This window comes from Rhodococcus sp. S3, assembly GCF_058211795.1.
Window position 1 is genome coordinate 2427048 of the sequence record NZ_CM177074.1, and the last position, 15709, is coordinate 2442756.

The window sequence follows — 15709 nt, forward strand, 5'->3', positions numbered from 1 at the left end:
GTCCCGGATGCCGAAGCACGGGAATCGGACTCACCTGATCCATTGCCGTGGTGAACGGCACCGGCTCGGCCACGGCATCGTCCGGCGCCCGGGACGACTACACCTATCGTCGACCGCCCTCGAATCCGACCGTAACGCCTGGGCCCGTGTTGCCGATCCTGAGCAGGATGACCCGTCCGGGTAAGTTGTGACGGACGTGAACGATCGGATGGAAGAGGGGGAGCCCGGTGCACAGTGACCGGTGGGTCGAGGTCAGCCCTTCCCCGTTCGACCACGAACGCGAGGGGCTCGAACGGATCAAGGAGATCCTTCCCGACGCCCCGCCGTTCCGGGCGTGGTCGAACTTCGAGTTCCGCGACAACCGCGGCCGCTGGCACGAGGTGGACCTGCTGGTCCTCGCTCGCGACACTCTAGTACTTGATCGAGCTGAAGTATTACCGCGGCTTCGGGGGTCGTGCGGGTTGCGGCCCGAACCCCGGTGGGACCGCGGACGACGACACCGCCGATCATGCCCGTCACGACACCGTTCGCGGAGAGCGCGGTGTCGAGGAGATAGGTCGCGCTCGTCTTGCCGTTGGTGCCGGTGATGCCGTGGACCTGCAGGTCGTGGGAGGGATGACCCAGGATCCACGACGCCAGCGGACCGACCACGTCGCGAGGCCGATCGACGACGAACGTCGGCAGCAGATGCGACGGCCGGTCGCTGAGCCCCGCGACCGCACCGCGGGAGCCGGCTTCGGCCGCGAAGTCCAGGCCGTGGACGTGATGCCCGGGCAACGCTACGTACAGATCGCCCGGCTGCACCGTCCGGGAATCGTCGCTGATCCCGGTGATCACGCGGTCGTGACCGTCCGGCGGCCCGACTCGCAGGACATCGCGGAGGTGCTCGGCGACGTCGCGGATCCGGATCTGCCGGGAGGGGCGGCCAGGATCGTCCGGGTCGGGATGCACGGGGGCGGATACCCGGTCCGGGGCGAAATGATGCGCCGCCGGTGACCGGGGTGCACCGGCGTTCCATTCGCCCGCGACAGGCGGCGGAGTCACACGGTTACCCTCGAGGGATGACTGCGATTCCGGATTTCCCCGTCGGCACGAACACCACGATATCCGGTCTCGGTAGTTCCTTCGCCGACGAGTTGAGTGGCTTGTCGGTGCCGTGGCAGGGCACCGAGGCGCCCGAGCCCGAACTCCTCGCGCTCAACGAGGAGCTCGCGGTGTCACTGGGCCTGGACGTGGCGGCCCTGCGCAGCGCCGACGGGGTAGCCGTATTGGCAGGCTCGGCGGTGCCGGTCGGCGCCAAGCCTGTCGCGATGGCGTATGCCGGTCACCAGTTCGGCGGATACGCCCCGCTGCTCGGCGACGGTCGCGCGTTGCTGCTCGGCGAACTCGTCGACGGGGACGGCCGACGTGCCGACCTGCATCTCAAGGGTTCGGGCCCTACGCCGTTCTCCAGGGGCGGGGACGGTTTCGCGGTTGTCGGGCCGATGCTGCGCGAATATCTCGTGAGCGAGGCCATGCACGCGCTCGGTATCCCGACCACCCGTTCGTTGTCGGTGGTGGCGACCGGCCGGTCGGTGTACCGCGAGGGTGTCGAGCCCGGAGCGGTGCTGGCCCGGGTCGCGTCCAGTCACCTGCGGGTGGGGACCTTCGAGTTCGCGGTGCGACGGGGCGAGATCGTGCGCTCGCTTGCCGACCACGCGATCGCCCGGCACTATCCGCACCTGCTCGACCGGCCGGAGACCGGCGAGGACAACCGCTACCTGGGCTTCTTCGCCGCCGTGGTCGAGGCCCAGGCGGCGTTGGTCGCGCAGTGGATGCTCGTCGGTTTCGTCCACGGCGTGATGAACACCGACAACACCACCATCTCGGGAGAGACCATCGACTACGGTCCGTGTGCCTTCGTCGACGCCTTCGATCCGGCCGCAGTGTTCAGTTCCATCGACCACAGTGGGCGCTACGCCTTCGGCAACCAGCCTGCCGTCCTGAAGTGGAATCTGGCACGTCTCGCCGAAACCCTGCTCACATTGGTCGATTCCACCCCGGACGCGGCGATCGGCGCCGTCACCGCGGTTCTCGACAGTTTCGACGTGCGCTACGAGCACCATTACCGGGTCGGTATGGCGGCGAAGCTCGGCCTCTCCGAGGACGCGCTCGACCGGGTCTCGGTCGACGATCTGCTGGCCCTGCTGGAAGAGCACGGCGCCGACTGGACCGCGACCTTCCGTGCCCTCGCCGGCGAACTGCGAGGAGATCCGGCATCCCTGGACATGCTCGTGCCGCGCGAGCGCACAGCGCCCTGGCTCGAACGCTGGCACGCCGCCGCGACGAGCGACAACCGTGGGGCGAAAGAGCGGGCCGAGGCGATGGACCGGGTGAACCCGCTGTACATCCCCCGTAATCATCACGTCGATTCAGCTCTGAAGGCCGCGACGGCCGGTGACCTCGCGCCGTTCGCGACACTGCTCGACGTGGTGACGCATCCCTTCGAGATGCGTGCCGAGTGGGCCGAATACGCCTTGCCGGCACCACGTTCGTTCGCCGAGTCCTTCCGGACCTTCTGCGGCACCTGACCGTCCGATCCCGCGCACCTCTGCTCGATCAGGCGCTCTCGGGGAGTCGGCCGTCTCGGCCGGCCCTGGACGAGTCGGGTGCCGGGCGGGCCGTGGTCGTCGGTGACGATGACGATGACGGTGACGGGGACGGGGACGGTGACGGTGTGCAGACGTACGGGATGGGTCGATCCGGCCCGAACTGTTGTGGACGACGGACCGACGACGCTCCGGCAGGTCGGCGCTCAGCGAGAACGATGGCGCTTCTTCCGCTTCTTCTTGTTCTTCGTGCGCCGGCGAGCGGATCGTAGCGGCGGTTCGTCCGCCGGCTCGGCGTCCTCGAGCAGCGCCCGCTGCATCTCGCGGCGGAGGCTGTCCATCAGTTCGGGGGAGCGCAGCAGGAAGGTCGCCTCCTGCAGCGCCGCGTAACGGTCCTGGGAGATCAGGACGCCCGTGCCACGTTTGCCGACGATCTCGACGGCGACAGTGTCGTCGTTGACCTCTCGGACCAGTTCACCGAGCCGCTTGCGTGCGGCTTTCACGGACACGGACGTTGGTGGCACTCGCGGCGACTCCGATCTGTTCCCCCGACCCGGGCATCCTTTCATCACCGATGCCGGAATCGGGGGTGGACACGGCGGACACTCCGAACGAGATCACAGGAGTGCGCGCACGGAACGTGGTAGTGCGCTCGCGGAACCGGTGATCGGTGACGGGATCGGATCGTCGGCGACGGTACGCAGGGGCACCACTCCCGCCCACACGGAGTGGTCCTCGCCGTCCCCGCGATCCTCACCCGGACCGGCGGCCCGGACCTTCACGCTCACCTCGGCGAGCGGCACCTCCAGGACGGTGGTGGCGGCCAGCTCCTTCGGGGTCGGCGACCGGACCTCGTCCCAGCGTCCCGGCATCAGATGTTCGCTCACCACCCTCAACGCACGTTCCTTCTCGTCCGGGACGACCGGTGTGGCCACTCCGAACAGCACGGCACTGCGGTAGTTCATGCTGTGGTCGAAGGCCGACCGGGCGAACACGAGTCCGTCGAGGTGTGTCACCGCGACGGACACCTCGATTCCGGCACGGGCGGCGAGGAACATCCCGGCGCCGGTGGAACCGTGCAGCAGCAACCGGTCTCCGTCGCGTCCCATCGCCATCGGCAGCACCACGGGCGATCCGTCACGCACGAATCCCACGTGCGCGATGCGGGCCTCGTCGAGAAGGCGGTGCAGGACGGCGGGATCGTCGGTGCCGCGTTCGGGTTTGCGCGTCAGACGTGTGCGGTTGTTCATGGCTCCGATCGAAGCAGCGCCGCCGCGGCCGGGCAACCGGATTCCGAATCGAGTAGTGCGCTACTCGCGACCGTCGACGATCGCCGCCCCAGACTTCGTGTACAGGCACGTAGGTGCGCGACAGTCGACCGGCCGACGGAGATGACGAGATGGACAAGATCGGTGACCATGGTCAAGCCCCGATAGGTGGTGTAGGACGGTGATCCTTTCTCCTGTCCTGACTATGCAGCAGGAATCGCGGCGGCAGGCTCTGTAACCACCTCCCCGCAGGACTCCGGCTCCGCACCAACGGCACGACAACGAGCCAGCACCTCGAGCCCGAGATACCGCCGACCCTCCGCCCATTCATCGGTCTGCTCAGCCAGAACAGCACCGACCAGCCTGACGACCGCGTCGCGGTTCGGGAAGATCCCCACCGCATCGGTCCGACGCCGGATTTCTCGATTGAGCCGCTCGGCCGGATTGTTCGACCACACCTGAGTCCACACATCCTTCGGAAAAGCACTGAACGACAACAGATCCGGGCGAGCATTACCCAGGTGCTCAGCCACCGCCGGGAGCCGGTCCTCGGTGTACTCGACGAGACGATCGAACTGAGCATCGACCGCATCGGCCGTCGGTTGGTCGTAGACCGAATGCAACATCGCCTTGACCGCCGGCCACATGCTCTTCGGACACACACCCATCAGGTTCGCCGCGTAGTGGGTCCGGCACCGCTGCCACGCAGCACCGGGCAGGTTCGCCGCGATCGCATCGACCAGACCACGGTGCGCATCGGAGGTGACCAACCGGACCCCGCTCAGACCGCGGGCGACCAGGTCGGCGAAGAAGGTGTTCCATGCCGGACCGGTCTCGCTGGTGGCCACGTGCAGGCCCAGCACTTCGCGGTGCCCGTCGGCGTTGACTCCGGTGGCGACCATCGCGACTGCATTCACGACCTGCTTGTTCTCGCGGACTTTCATCGTCAATGCGTCGGCGGCGACGAACGTGAACGGGCCCGCGTGATCGAGGCGGCGTTGCCGGAATGCGGCAACCTGCTCGTCGAGGTCCTCGGCCATGCGTGAGACCTGGGATTTCGACAGTGCGTTGATGCCGAGGGTTTTGACCAGCTTGTCCATCCGGCGGGTGGAGACCCCGGCCAGGTAGCAGTCGGCGACCACGGTGATCAATGCCGCCTCGGCGCGTTTACGGCGTTCGAGGAGCCATTCGGGGAAATACGTTCCGGATCGGAGTTTGGGGACGGCGACGTCGATGGTGCCGACGCGGGTGTCGAGGGGACGGTGCCGGTATCCGTTGCGCTGATTGACTCGTTCGGTGGACTGTCGGCCCCATTCGGCGCCGCAGACCGCGTCGGCCTCGGCGGACAGCAGGGCGTTGATCATGGTTTGCAGCAGTTCGCGCATCAGATCGGGCGACGCGTCGGTCAGGGCTTGGTGCAATACGCCTGCAGGGTCGACAATGTGGGGTGCGGTCATCGTGATGACTCCGTTCGAGGATTCTGTGGAAGGTTGACTCGAAGGATCACGCGGTGACCGTTTCACGTCCAGCAGCGACACGCTGCCGGTTGTGTTGCTGGTCACCGGGTTACACCACTCTATGGGGCACTACTGTGACCATGCAATCGTTCTGGGCGCGAGCGTCGGCGGTCTGCTCGCGGCCCGTGCACTGGCCGACTCGTACCGCGCGGTGACGGTCGTCGAACGCGACGTCCTCCCGACCGGTGCGGAGAACCGCCACGGGGTACCGCAGGGGCGGCACGGACACGGGCTTCTCGCCCGCGGCGCCCGGTCCATGGACGAATTGTTCCCGGGTATCCTCGACGAACTGATCGCCGACGGCGCACCGGTGATCGCCGACGGCGACCTGTCGGAGATGCACTTCGTCCTCGGTGGCCACCGGCTGGCGCCGTCGGGTCGCTTCCGCGACCACCGAGCCACCTACGTGCCGAGCAGGCCGCTGCTCGAACATCATGTCCGGCGGCGCGTGCGCGCCATCCCGAACATCACTCTCCTCGACGGGCACAACGTCGGCGACCTGACGACGACACCCGACCGCCGCCGGATCACCGGAGTGCAGGTGGGCAGCCGCGAGGGTGTTCGGAGCCTGACGGCGGATCTGGTGGTCGACGCGATGGGGCGCGGAGCCCGCACCCCGGCGGGTCTCGAGAAACTCGGTTACGGGCGACCGGTCGAGGAGCATGTCGTCGTCCACGTCGTGTATCGCAGCCAGCTGTTGCGACTCGCGCCGGGCACACCGATGGAGAAGATGGTGTTGATCGGCGCCGTGCCGGGTCGCCCCGCGGGCATGGCGCTGTTCGGCTACGAGCACGACACGTGGCTGTTCACGGTCGCCGCCATGGCTGGTCGTGAACCGCCACCGCGCCTGGACGGCATGATCTCCGCCGTGGAGGCGTACGCGCCCGAGCATGTCGTGGCCGCGCTCCGTACCGCCGAACCCCTCGGTGAGCTGGCACAGCACAAGTTCCCGTCCAGCCAATGGCGACACTATGAGCGGATGCACCGTTTCCCGGATGGACTGCTGGTCTTCGGCGATGCGATCTGCAGCTTCAATCCGGTCTATGGTCAGGGCATGACGGTAGCCGCCGTCGAAGCGATGTCGCTGCGGGACTGCCTGCGGCGCGGTGAGGACGACCTGTCCCGCAGATTCTTCCGGGCCGCGAGGAAACCCATCGGCGCCGCGTGGCAGCTCGCGGTCGGCGCGGATCTGGCGCTGCCCGAGGTCGAAGGTTCACGCAGCGTGCAGACCCGACTCGGCAACGCGTATGTGGCGCGTGTCCTGGCCGCTGCCGAGAACGATCCCGTGGTCGTCGACCGAGTCCTGCGGGTCAGCAGCCTGATGGATCCGCCGAGCTGTCTGTTCCACCCTGCGCTCGTGGGACGGGTGTGCGCGGGCAACCTTCGACGTCACCGGACAACCGACGGCGCACCGGCGGCGATCCCCAACGAGAGGCGGAAGGGTTTCCTCACCGCCCGCAGATGAATTCTCCACCGCTCATTGCGCAGCGGTCCTCGGGCCGGTAGAAGTGTCGGATGCCCAGCACCCTCATCGAGGTTCGCAACCGTCACGACCGCGACATCGAGACCGGCATCATCGACGCCGTCCACCACGCGCTCGTCGCGGCCTTCCGGATTCCGGAAATAGACAAGCACATCCGGCTCGTGGTGCACGAACCGGAACGATTCGCGGTGCCGCCGACCCTGAGATCACCCGAGCTCTACACCCTGGTGATCGTCGACTGCTTCGCGGGGCGCAGCGTGGACGCGAAGCGGCGCCTCTACCGTGAGATCACCGAGCGGCTCGAAGTTCTGGGGATCCCCGCCGACCACGTCACGGTTATCGTCCGGGACATCCCCGCCGCGAGTTGGGGAATTCGCGGCGGGCAGGCTGCGTGCGACGTGGATCTCGGTTTCACCGTCGACGTGTGAGGACTGCACCCTCCCCGCGTCGATCTATGGGAAGAACTGCGGGTTCGAGGCGGTGGAGGGTTCCAGGAAGCCGAAGTTGTCGACCACATCCCAGAGGGGATCGTCGAACCCGATGTCGAAGGTGCAGTCGGACTCGCGTGGGTCGGGTACGAACGCCCACAGCAGTGCACCCGCGGTGCCGGCGGCGCGTTGACCCTCGATCTTCGTGGTGATGTGATCGGCGCGGTCACCGAGCGACCCGCACGATCCGGCGCGCTCACCGATCTCCGCCACGAGCAACGGCTTTCCGACGGCTGCGGCCTGCGCGACCCGCCGGGCAAGGCCGTTCCACTGATCGCCGGGCAACGGCACGCCGTCGGCGCCGTAGTCGTGGTACTGCACGGCATCGACATAGGAGGAGGCGCTGACGAACTGGTACTCGTCGCCCTGGGTGCCGCACTGACCGCCCCCGGTGTAGCCCGCGGTGATCAGGGTGCGGGGGTCGACGGCGCGCAGTTCGGCACCGGCTGTATCGAAGAAGTCGCGCAGCACCTGGGCGGCCCCGGGCTCGCACGACCGGGTCCACCAATAGCACGCGGCGTCGGTGCAGGAACTCGTCTCCGGCTCGCCGACGAGCTCCCACGCCGCGAGGGAGGGGGAATCCCGGTAGCGGGCGACGGCAGTGTGCATCCAGTCCCGGTAGCTCATCACCACCCGCTCGTGGCCCGGGGTGAACTCGGTCCAGCCGTCGACGTACCACTGCCGGTCCTTGAAGACCTCGTCCTCACACGCACCGTCCTGAGGTGCCAGGACAGGCAGCAGCATCTGATCGTGCGCTTCGGCCGCCGCGAAGACCGCGTCCATCGGTCCGAAGTCGAGTTGCCCGGTGAACCGGTTGACGGCCAGCGCCTGGAAGAGGTTGAAGCGGGTGAGCGAATTCGGGGGCAGCGCACCGAAATAGGCGTCGAGGTCGACCATCGCTCCGCATCCCCAGTTCACCGACCAGTCGGTGGCGAGCTGGTAGGCGTTGAACCCGGTGGGCCACCAGGCCCGACCGTCGAGCGCGAAACCGTCCGGCGACGCGGTCACCCGCGCGCCGGGCGCCGGTGCCGCTGCCGCGGGGCTCGTGCCCAGCAGCAGCCCGACCACGGTCGCGGCGCCGACGATGAGTCTGGATACCCGAAGCCTCGTCATCTTCCGGATCGTAGGTCCGCGGCACAGGTGAGAGCCCCGATCGAGGAGGAACACGCCGCAGTGACCGTCGTCACGATCAGGCGAACTCGAGGGCTCCCTCCACCGGGCGTGTGACCCGTCGGGTGCGCGGGGATCCGAGCGCGCTCTCCAGATCCGACCCGTCGTGCTCGGCGAGCAGTTCGCCACCCGACCACACCAGCAGCGTCGTGGCGACGGTGTGCTCGGCCACCGAATGCGACAGATCGTAGTGCGCGCAACCCGGCACGCCGGCATAGGTGATCCACAGGTCGAAACCGGTCATGAACAGGTCGAGGTCGAATTGCACGGACAGACCGAGCAATTCGCTGCGACCGGTGTCATCCACACCGGCGAAGGCCTCGTCCAGGGCGAGCAGACGCGGCGCATGCGGGTCGGCGGAATCGAGCATCACGTGCGCCGCGGCGAACAACGGCAGGTGCAGGGAGACGGACTGCTCGCCACCGGACAGCGCCGAGTGCCGGGCCGGGGTGAGGCGGTCCTCACTGCCGTCCGCACCGACGAGACTGAACGAGAACACCCGCCACCGGCGGTAATCCAGCGTGGCGGCGAGGATCTCAGGGTACGACCGTTCCGGATGCGCGGCCCGCTCCGCGCGGATCCGCGACGCGAAATGCGCGCGGATCCCCGCGAGGTCCTCCGGCGCCAGCATCGACGCGTCGCGGTCGAGGAGCTTGCACACCGCGCGGGCCGGCTCGTCGAGATGGTCGGCGAGCACCCAGTGCACCCCGATGGTGTTGCCCGAAGACATGTGCCGTTGCCGCATCTCGGTGCCCATCCGGGCGATGAGGTCGCGGGCGTCGACGGTGCGCTCGTGGATCTGCTGCGCGAGACCGGTGAGCAGCGCGTCCTCGAGGATCCGTCGTTCGGAGTCGGTGAGCAGGGTTTCCTGTTCCTGCCGCGCCCGGGCGATGCGCTGCGCGAACGCCGCGACGGACGTGTAACCCTGTTCGTCCTGTACCTGCACGACGGTAATGCCGTCGGCGGCGTCCCAGTGCAGCCGGTAGTCGCGGCCTCGGGCGAGTTCGGCGTCGAACTCCTGCAGTGCGGAGGTCAGTGCCGAAGCGGTGGACTTGCGGGTCGACTCGGAGGCCGTGACCGATTCGGTGGCGGCGTCGAGTGCCCGGAACAACGAGAGGACCTCGGTGGGCAGCACATCGACCGTGTCGTCGGGGGACTGTCGGATCCGGTAGGCCAGCTGATCGGCATCGAGCCACGCGGCGGCGCTGGACGGCCACACGTGCTCGCTCTCCACGCCGAGCAGGGTCAGCAGGTCGCGCCGGGCGAAGGGTGCCAGGGCGTCGGCGTCGGCGCGGGCCTCGGTGAGCGCCGACCGCAGTGTCTGCTCGGCGCCCGTGTGGGCGGCCTCTGCCTTGCCGATCCGCTCGAGCGCCGACTCGTGGGCCTTACGCGCGGTTCGCTCGGCGGTCTTCGCAGTCTCGATCCGGCGTCGGGCCTCGTCGAGCTGGGCATCGATCCGGTCGGCGCTCGCCCCGATCGACTCGCGCAGCGTCTCGAGCTTCTGCTGCTCGTTGGCCAGCGTCTCGGCGTTCTCCGCCGCGAGCTCGGCCGCGTTCTCGGCGGAGACCCGCGCCTCGTCGAGCCGAACTTCGGTGTCGCGGAGTCGATCACCCCAGGTGACCTGCTCACGCAGGGCGCGCTGCAGGGCCTGGCCCTGGGAACGGAAGTGCCGCACGGCTGCGTCGAGACTGTCGAGTTCCGTCGCGGTGAGCGGCGCTCGGTGCCGGCCGGCCGTCGACCGCAAGTGCTGTTCCTTGGTGGCGACCGCGGCGATCGCCTGGTCCAGGTCGCGATCGGCGGCGGCTGCGGATTCGGATGCGGTCCGCAACGCGCCGGCGCATTCGGTGACCTTGCGCAGCGCCGCGAGCACGGATCCGGTGCGCGGCAACGACTTCACGGCCTCGTCGAGTGCGGTGAGCCGGTGGCCGATCTCGCGGTCCTGCTCGCGCTGCGCCTCCACGTCGGCGCGGCATTCGGCGATGGTGGTCTCGAGTTCGACGATGCGACGCTGCCGACGCCGGGCGCGGGCGGTGGCTCCGATGAACTCGGCCTGCTCCTTGACGTGGCGACCGAGCTGCACTCCCTGCCGGAACCCGCCGTGCGCATCGACCGACACTCGCGCGTCCGGACCGGGATCGGTGGTCCACGCGATCGACGACAGCACCGCGGCGATCCGTTCCTCGGGGACGGCCGTGTCGGGTTCGGGAACGAGTACGTCGGCGAGGGTGAGACCGCTGGGGCGGTGCTCGGGCGCCAACGGCACCAGTAACTGCTCCGACTCGATGTCCGGCAGGTCGCCGTCGGTGATCCACCCGTCGAGCAGGTTCGCGGCCTGCAGCGCCGCTTCGATACCGGCAGCGTCCTGCGTCGACACATCGTCGCGGAACCGGACGAGCTGCCACAGCGGGGCGCCGACGAGATCGTCGCGGCTGCCGGTGCGGGAAGGGAACGCCGGGGGAGCGTCGTCGCGTTCGGCCGCGACGGCGGTGCGTTCGGTCTCGAGTTCGGCGATGCGGGTGCCGAGCGACTCGATCTCAGAGCCGCACACGCGACGCCGGAACCGCAGGTCGTCGAGCACGGGCCCGGTGTGCTCGGCGAACACCGCCGCGGGGGACGGGGCATCGTCCTGACCGACGGTGCCGAAGGCGGTGTCGAGCGCCTCGAAGACCGGGGTGGACAGGCCCACGGCCGCGAAGGTCTCGGCGCGATCGGACCACCACCGGCCCAGCTCGGCGGCGACCTCGCTGCGGGACAGCTCGACCATGGTCTCGGCGGCCTCCACCGCGGCCGAGGCGGTGTCGCGTTGCGCGCGGGCACGCACCGCGGCGGCCTCGGCCCGTGACCGCGCGGCGGTCGCACCGTCGAGCTGGGACAGTGCGCTGCGCACCGCGCGCACGTCGGCGTCGCGTTCCTCGGCGAGTGCGTCGATCGCGGTGTTGAGCTGCTCGGTCCGTTCGATGCCGTCGAGACCGGTCCATGTGATGCCGGCGTCCTCGGCCGCCGCACTCAGCCCGTCCTCGGCGCGACGACGCGCCGCCGTCGCCGTCTCGAGCGCGTCGCGGGCGCTGTCGTGGTCGCGGAGCCGGTCGGCTACGACGGCCTGGGCGCGGTTCGCCTGCTCGGCCTGTGCGGCGGTGGTGCGCTCGAGGTTCTTCACCGCGGACGCGAGGTCGTCGAGCTGCTGTTTGCCCTCGTAGGCGCTGGAGCGGTGCAGTGCCTCGAGGGTGGTGCGTGCCTGTTCGTGGTCGCGTTCGGCCACCAGGAGCTGTTCCTCGGAGGCCGCGCGGGCGGCGGCGGCCTCGGTGCGGGCTTCGGTCGCCTCGCGCAGCGACCGGACGGCGGTGTCCACCACTCCGAGACGGGTGGCGACCTTGTCGACGGCGGTGCGCGCCTGCTGACGGATGTACTTCGAATACACCTTGACGAACTGTTGCGCCGCATCGTCGGCGGCGGCGAGGGATTCGAGGGTGCGCTCGACCTCCTCGATCGCGGAGAACGAGCGGGCGGCCTCGACGATGAGATCGTCGTCGAGGGGGCGAAGGCCGTCGGTCAGCGCCTGCGACAGGCCCTTCGGGTCGAGGTTCTTGGCGAGCTGGGGGCGGCGCAGCGTGAGGATCAGGTTGATCAGCTGGTCGTAGCGTTGCGCGCCCAGACCGAACATGCGCGCGTCGATCGCGGCCCGGTAGTCGACGGGACGATCGGCGATCGCGTCGGCTCCGATCTGATCGACCAGTTGTTTGCGGGTGAGCGGTCGGTCCTCGTCGTCGAGCAGCGAGAAGTCGACTCCCACACGGCCGTCGACGACGAAATGCCAGCGGGTGACCTTGTCGTTGCCGCGGGTGGCGCGCATCCCGATGCCGACGGTGACGGCCTCCGGGTCGTCGGCGCGGCCGCGGCAGAACTCCATCCACACGTACGAGTGGGCGCTGTCCTGGCCGCGGTACAGCAGGTTCGAGCGCATGGTGCGCTCCTCGCCGGCGAACGGGTTCAGACGTCGCGGTTCGATCCGGCCGTCGAGCACGAACGGGAACAGCACCTCGAGCGCCTTGGTCTTGCCCGACCCGTTCGGTCCGCGCAGCACCAGTCGTCCGTCGGCGAACGAGAACTCCTGGTCGCGGTAGTCCCACAGGTTGATGATCCCGGCACGCGTGGGGCGGAATCGGGCGCTGCTCATGAGATCTCCGTCGGGGTCGTATCGGGGGCGGGGACTGTCGGTGGGGTGGTCTCGGGGAACAGGTCGATCTCCGGATCCCGTTCGCGCACACTGACCGTCACGCCGCGGAAGCGGGCGATGGCGGGCAGGACCAACACTCCGCCCGGTACGCGGGCCACCAGGCGCAGTCTGTCGAGCATGTCCACCGCGGCCTCGGCCAGTCCCGCGGGGTCGGCCTGCCACTGCGCGGCGAAGGTCCGGCCGTAGATGTCGACGAGACGACCGACCGTGCCCGCCAGCCACGAATCCTCGAGCAAGGGATGCTCGAGCGGGGCACGAGCGTCGTCGTCCTGCTCCTGCTCGTCGGGCATCGGGGTGTCGGACGCCGCGAGCGGGGTGAACACCGTCGACCTCGGGATCGCGGAATCGACCGCCGCGACGAGGACGTCCTGCGTCTGCGCGGGCACCGGCATCCGGGGCGGGACAGGGGCGTCGGGATCGAGGACGCGATCGCACATCTCCCCGGCCAGCAGCAGCGCGACCTGCGCGACCGTCCCCGTGTTCGGGAACCGCATATCCGACAACCGTCCCGAGGTGTCCACCAGCGCAACGCCTTCGGCGCGACGCTCACAGACCAGGCCGGTGAGCAGTTCCACCTCGTCGGTGGTGCGCGGCAACGCCAACTGCAGCGCCTCGTCGTCGTCGAGATCGTCGGCGTACACCACGGGACGCTGCACCAGTGCGCGGCGCACCCGCCGCCGGACCTCCGCCGTATCCGAGTGCGGGGCACCGGCATTGCCGAGCAGACCGCGCACCGATTCGAGGTGCTGCAACGCCCGCGGTGGCCGGAACAGGGCGTGCACGACCGCACGATCGACGTCGTAGAGCGCCTCACCGTTGTCGGGATCGCTCGCCCACCTGCCCGCATCACCGTCGGCGAGGGTGATCGCGCCGCGCACGCCGAGCCAGGTCACGGCATCGACGAAGGCATCGCGGTCGGCGGCACGTTCGGTGTCGAGTTCGACACCGTCCACCCGGCTCGCCTCGGAGGCGACGTGCTCGGCGAGTTCGGACAGCGTGATCTGCCCGGCGCCGCGACCGAGCGCGGCGATTGCCAACGCGAGATAGGCGTAACGGCGCCGGTCGAACGGCCGGCCGGTGTGCGTCGACGTGCCTGCCCCCGCGTCGAGGCGATCGGCGACGGTGAACAGCCGCGCGGTGGTCTCGGTGACCTCGAGCCGGTATCCGAAGGTGGCGAGCAGATCCTCGCGCAGCTCGGTGGCCCAGCGGCGCACCGTCGCCAGCGCCGACCGGTCGGGGAAGGTCGTGGTGACGAGATGGTGGGTGAGCACCAGCCGCGCGGCGCGCTGATACGAATCCAGTTCGACGGACGGAATCGAACGGGCCCTCATCGCACCTCCACCGACAGACCGTCGAGATACAGGCGCCCGCGCGCGGTGTGCACCACCGTCGACTCGCCGCTCGGTCGGAGGGTGAGCTTGACGCCGTTCTGCGTACCGGAGGAGGCATCGTCGCTGCGCACCCGCCCGCTCACGGGCACCCGGGCCGACAGTGCGGCGTCGAGCAGGCTCAACAGCACCTCGGCTTCCGGTTCGCTCAGCTTCCGTTCGCGCACACCTCCGGCGGCGAGGGAGCGCGCCGCTTCGGCCCGGCGACGCTGCTTCTCGAGCTGCGCCTCGCGCAGCCGCCGTACTCCGGCGTCGTTGCGCTGGATCCGTCCCGGCGCTCCCGCTGCGGGGCGCCGGCCGGTCTCGGCGAGGGTGCGGGCGATCTCCACGGGAGGCGCGTCCCACCACGACCGGGTGACCGGCACGATGTCGGCATCGGGATGGGCGACGGAGAAGTGTCGGGGCCGGCCCAGGTCGAACACCGCATCGAACAGCGCGTGCGCGGCCTCCTCGGACGGCGCGGCAGCGAACCATCCCGCGAGATGCCGCAGCTGCGACTCGCGGCTGACACCCCCACGACGCTGCTCGGTGAGCCGGCGCAGCAGCCCGAGCACCGCGGAGATCGCGTTGATGGTCGCGCCGCGCAGGCGTTCGGATTCGCTCGGTTCGGAGCCCACCCCGACGAACCAGTGTTCGATGCCCCACCAGCGCTGCGCCCAGTCCGCTTCGCGTTCCTCGAACGAGAGCAGCACCCGCTCGTCGTGCCGGGCCGCGGCCGCGGTGAGCTTCTGAACCCCGGTGACCTGCACCCGGTCGAGCGCCGCGGAAAGCTTCGGGGCGTAGCGGGCCAGATCGGTGCTGAACTCACGCATGTGGGTGAGGAGCGCGTCCTTGTGGGCGAGGAAGGTCTCCGGGGTGACCTCGGTGGTGCGCACCAGCTCGCCGAGGACGAGATAGAAACGGGCAGCGCGCTCGGCCATGTCCGACAGCGTCGCGTCGAGGCGACTCAACTTCCGGTAGACCAGTTCGCCGTCGCCGGCCGCGTTCGCATCGGCGAGATCGTTCAGGTCGGCGAGCAGATCGGGGAGGGCCAGACGCGACAGCGAGACGTCCTCCCCACGGGAGGACAGCACGTCCTCCACGGCGCGGAACACCCGGTAACCGGCCTGCCCGAACTGGTAGACGTAGTGCCGGTTGCGGTACTCGGCGAGCGTCGCCGCCCGGGATCCGTCGTAGCTGCGTTCGAGCACACCCCACGCGTGCAGCTGCTCGAGCAGGGCCGGGATCTCGGAGGAATCGGGCACGTCGTCGCCGTTCGCGCCGGGCAGCCGAGTGAGGACGTTCTCGACGTCGCCGGCGTGCAGCAGCACCGAGTAGTTGCCGCGCGCATGATCGAATGCGCGCAGAACCCACAGGTAGTGCACCCTTTTCTCGGCCGTTGCGAACGAGAAGAGGCGCAGGCGGTCGTCCCGCACCAACGCGTCCTCCATCGCGCCGAACCGCGCTCGGCCTGATTCACTCACCGTGACAGGTTAGGCGGCGCAACCGACGGGTCCGGACAACACCCGGCGTGAGTGTCGGCACGATCGTTGCCCGATGAACGCCCCGATCCGCGGTGGCGGCCCGCCCCGAG

General features: G+C 69.3%; 11 protein-coding genes. 3 read left to right on the forward strand and 8 right to left on the reverse strand.

What is annotated here, in order from left to right:
• Positions 1-297 precede the first annotated feature (297 nt).
• The gene (locus AC0LPE_RS11325; RefSeq protein ID WP_490606227.1) at positions 298-1044 is read right to left on the reverse strand and encodes a Mur ligase domain-containing protein; all 747 of its coding nucleotides are present in this window, start codon (positions 1042-1044) and stop codon (positions 298-300) included.
• Between the two features lie 17 nt (positions 1045-1061).
• Between AC0LPE_RS11325 and AC0LPE_RS11330 the strand changes: the two genes are divergently transcribed.
• Positions 1062-2570, forward strand: a complete 1509-nt coding sequence (locus AC0LPE_RS11330) for a protein adenylyltransferase SelO (RefSeq protein ID WP_490606228.1) — start codon at positions 1062-1064, stop codon at positions 2568-2570.
• A gap of 224 nt (positions 2571-2794) precedes the next feature.
• On the opposite strand, the gene AC0LPE_RS11335 is transcribed toward AC0LPE_RS11330, so the two are convergent.
• The 3 genes from AC0LPE_RS11335 to AC0LPE_RS11345 form a co-directional block, all read right to left on the reverse strand.
• Positions 2795-3091 (reverse strand): type II toxin-antitoxin system Phd/YefM family antitoxin, encoded by a 297-nt coding sequence (locus AC0LPE_RS11335; protein ID WP_242496712.1) that lies wholly within the window; start codon positions 3089-3091, stop codon positions 2795-2797.
• A gap of 114 nt (positions 3092-3205) precedes the next feature.
• Positions 3206-3838 carry a pyridoxamine 5'-phosphate oxidase family protein gene (locus AC0LPE_RS11340; protein ID WP_371053763.1) on the reverse strand — a complete coding sequence of 211 codons (633 nt, stop codon included), beginning with the start codon at positions 3836-3838 and terminating at the stop codon, positions 3206-3208.
• 221 nt (positions 3839-4059) lie between these two features.
• Positions 4060-5313, reverse strand: coding sequence for an IS256 family transposase (locus tag AC0LPE_RS11345; RefSeq protein ID WP_490604568.1), 1254 nt, complete (start codon positions 5311-5313; stop codon positions 4060-4062).
• Between the two features lie 121 nt (positions 5314-5434).
• Here AC0LPE_RS11345 and AC0LPE_RS11350 point away from each other — a divergent pair, with 121 nt between their 5' ends.
• Together AC0LPE_RS11350 and AC0LPE_RS11355 are read left to right on the forward strand one after the other, a co-directional pair.
• Positions 5435-6838 (forward strand): FAD-dependent oxidoreductase, encoded by a 1404-nt coding sequence (locus AC0LPE_RS11350; protein ID WP_490606229.1) that lies wholly within the window; start codon positions 5435-5437, stop codon positions 6836-6838.
• Positions 6839-6888: 50 nt separating this feature from the next.
• Positions 6889-7284, forward strand: coding sequence for a tautomerase family protein (locus tag AC0LPE_RS11355; protein WP_475862627.1), 396 nt, complete (start codon positions 6889-6891; stop codon positions 7282-7284).
• A gap of 24 nt (positions 7285-7308) precedes the next feature.
• Here AC0LPE_RS11355 and AC0LPE_RS11360 read toward each other — a convergent pair whose 3' ends face one another.
• The 4 genes from AC0LPE_RS11360 to AC0LPE_RS11375 form a co-directional block, all read right to left on the reverse strand.
• Positions 7309-8457, reverse strand: coding sequence for a glycoside hydrolase 5 family protein (locus tag AC0LPE_RS11360; RefSeq protein WP_490606230.1), 1149 nt, complete (start codon positions 8455-8457; stop codon positions 7309-7311).
• A gap of 76 nt (positions 8458-8533) precedes the next feature.
• Positions 8534-12688 (reverse strand): TIGR02680 family protein, encoded by a 4155-nt coding sequence (locus tag AC0LPE_RS11365; protein WP_490606231.1) that lies wholly within the window; start codon positions 12686-12688, stop codon positions 8534-8536.
• Entirely contained in the window at positions 12685-14079 is a 1395-nt protein-coding gene (locus AC0LPE_RS11370; protein WP_490606232.1) for a TIGR02678 family protein, read from the reverse strand. Before AC0LPE_RS11370 ends, AC0LPE_RS11365 begins: the two co-directional genes overlap by 4 nt.
• Positions 14076-15566: a TIGR02677 family protein gene (locus AC0LPE_RS11375; RefSeq protein WP_072740516.1), complete on the reverse strand. Its 1491-nt coding sequence runs from the start codon at positions 15564-15566 to the stop codon at positions 14076-14078. Before AC0LPE_RS11375 ends, AC0LPE_RS11370 begins: the two co-directional genes overlap by 4 nt.
• Between the last annotated feature and the right edge of the window lie 143 nt (positions 15567-15709).

What these genes read in the sequence shown, in the direction of transcription:
- AC0LPE_RS11330 (WP_490606228.1), top strand. Translation starts at nt 1,062, where the DNA reads ATGACTGCGATTCCGGATTTCCCCGTCGGCACGAACACCACGATATCC.
- AC0LPE_RS11340 (WP_371053763.1), bottom strand. Translation starts at nt 3,838, where the DNA reads ATGAACAACCGCACACGTCTGACGCGCAAACCCGAACGCGGCACCGAC.
- AC0LPE_RS11345 (WP_490604568.1), bottom strand. Translation starts at nt 5,313, where the DNA reads ATGACCGCACCCCACATTGTCGACCCTGCAGGCGTATTGCACCAAGCC.
- AC0LPE_RS11350 (WP_490606229.1), top strand. Translation starts at nt 5,435, where the DNA reads ATGGGGCACTACTGTGACCATGCAATCGTTCTGGGCGCGAGCGTCGGC.
- AC0LPE_RS11355 (WP_475862627.1), top strand. Translation starts at nt 6,889, where the DNA reads ATGCCCAGCACCCTCATCGAGGTTCGCAACCGTCACGACCGCGACATC.
- AC0LPE_RS11360 (WP_490606230.1), bottom strand. Translation starts at nt 8,457, where the DNA reads ATGACGAGGCTTCGGGTATCCAGACTCATCGTCGGCGCCGCGACCGTG.
- AC0LPE_RS11365 (WP_490606231.1), bottom strand. Translation starts at nt 12,688, where the DNA reads ATGAGCAGCGCCCGATTCCGCCCCACGCGTGCCGGGATCATCAACCTG.
- AC0LPE_RS11370 (WP_490606232.1), bottom strand. Translation starts at nt 14,079, where the DNA reads ATGAGGGCCCGTTCGATTCCGTCCGTCGAACTGGATTCGTATCAGCGC.
- AC0LPE_RS11375 (WP_072740516.1), bottom strand. Translation starts at nt 15,566, where the DNA reads ATGGAGGACGCGTTGGTGCGGGACGACCGCCTGCGCCTCTTCTCGTTC.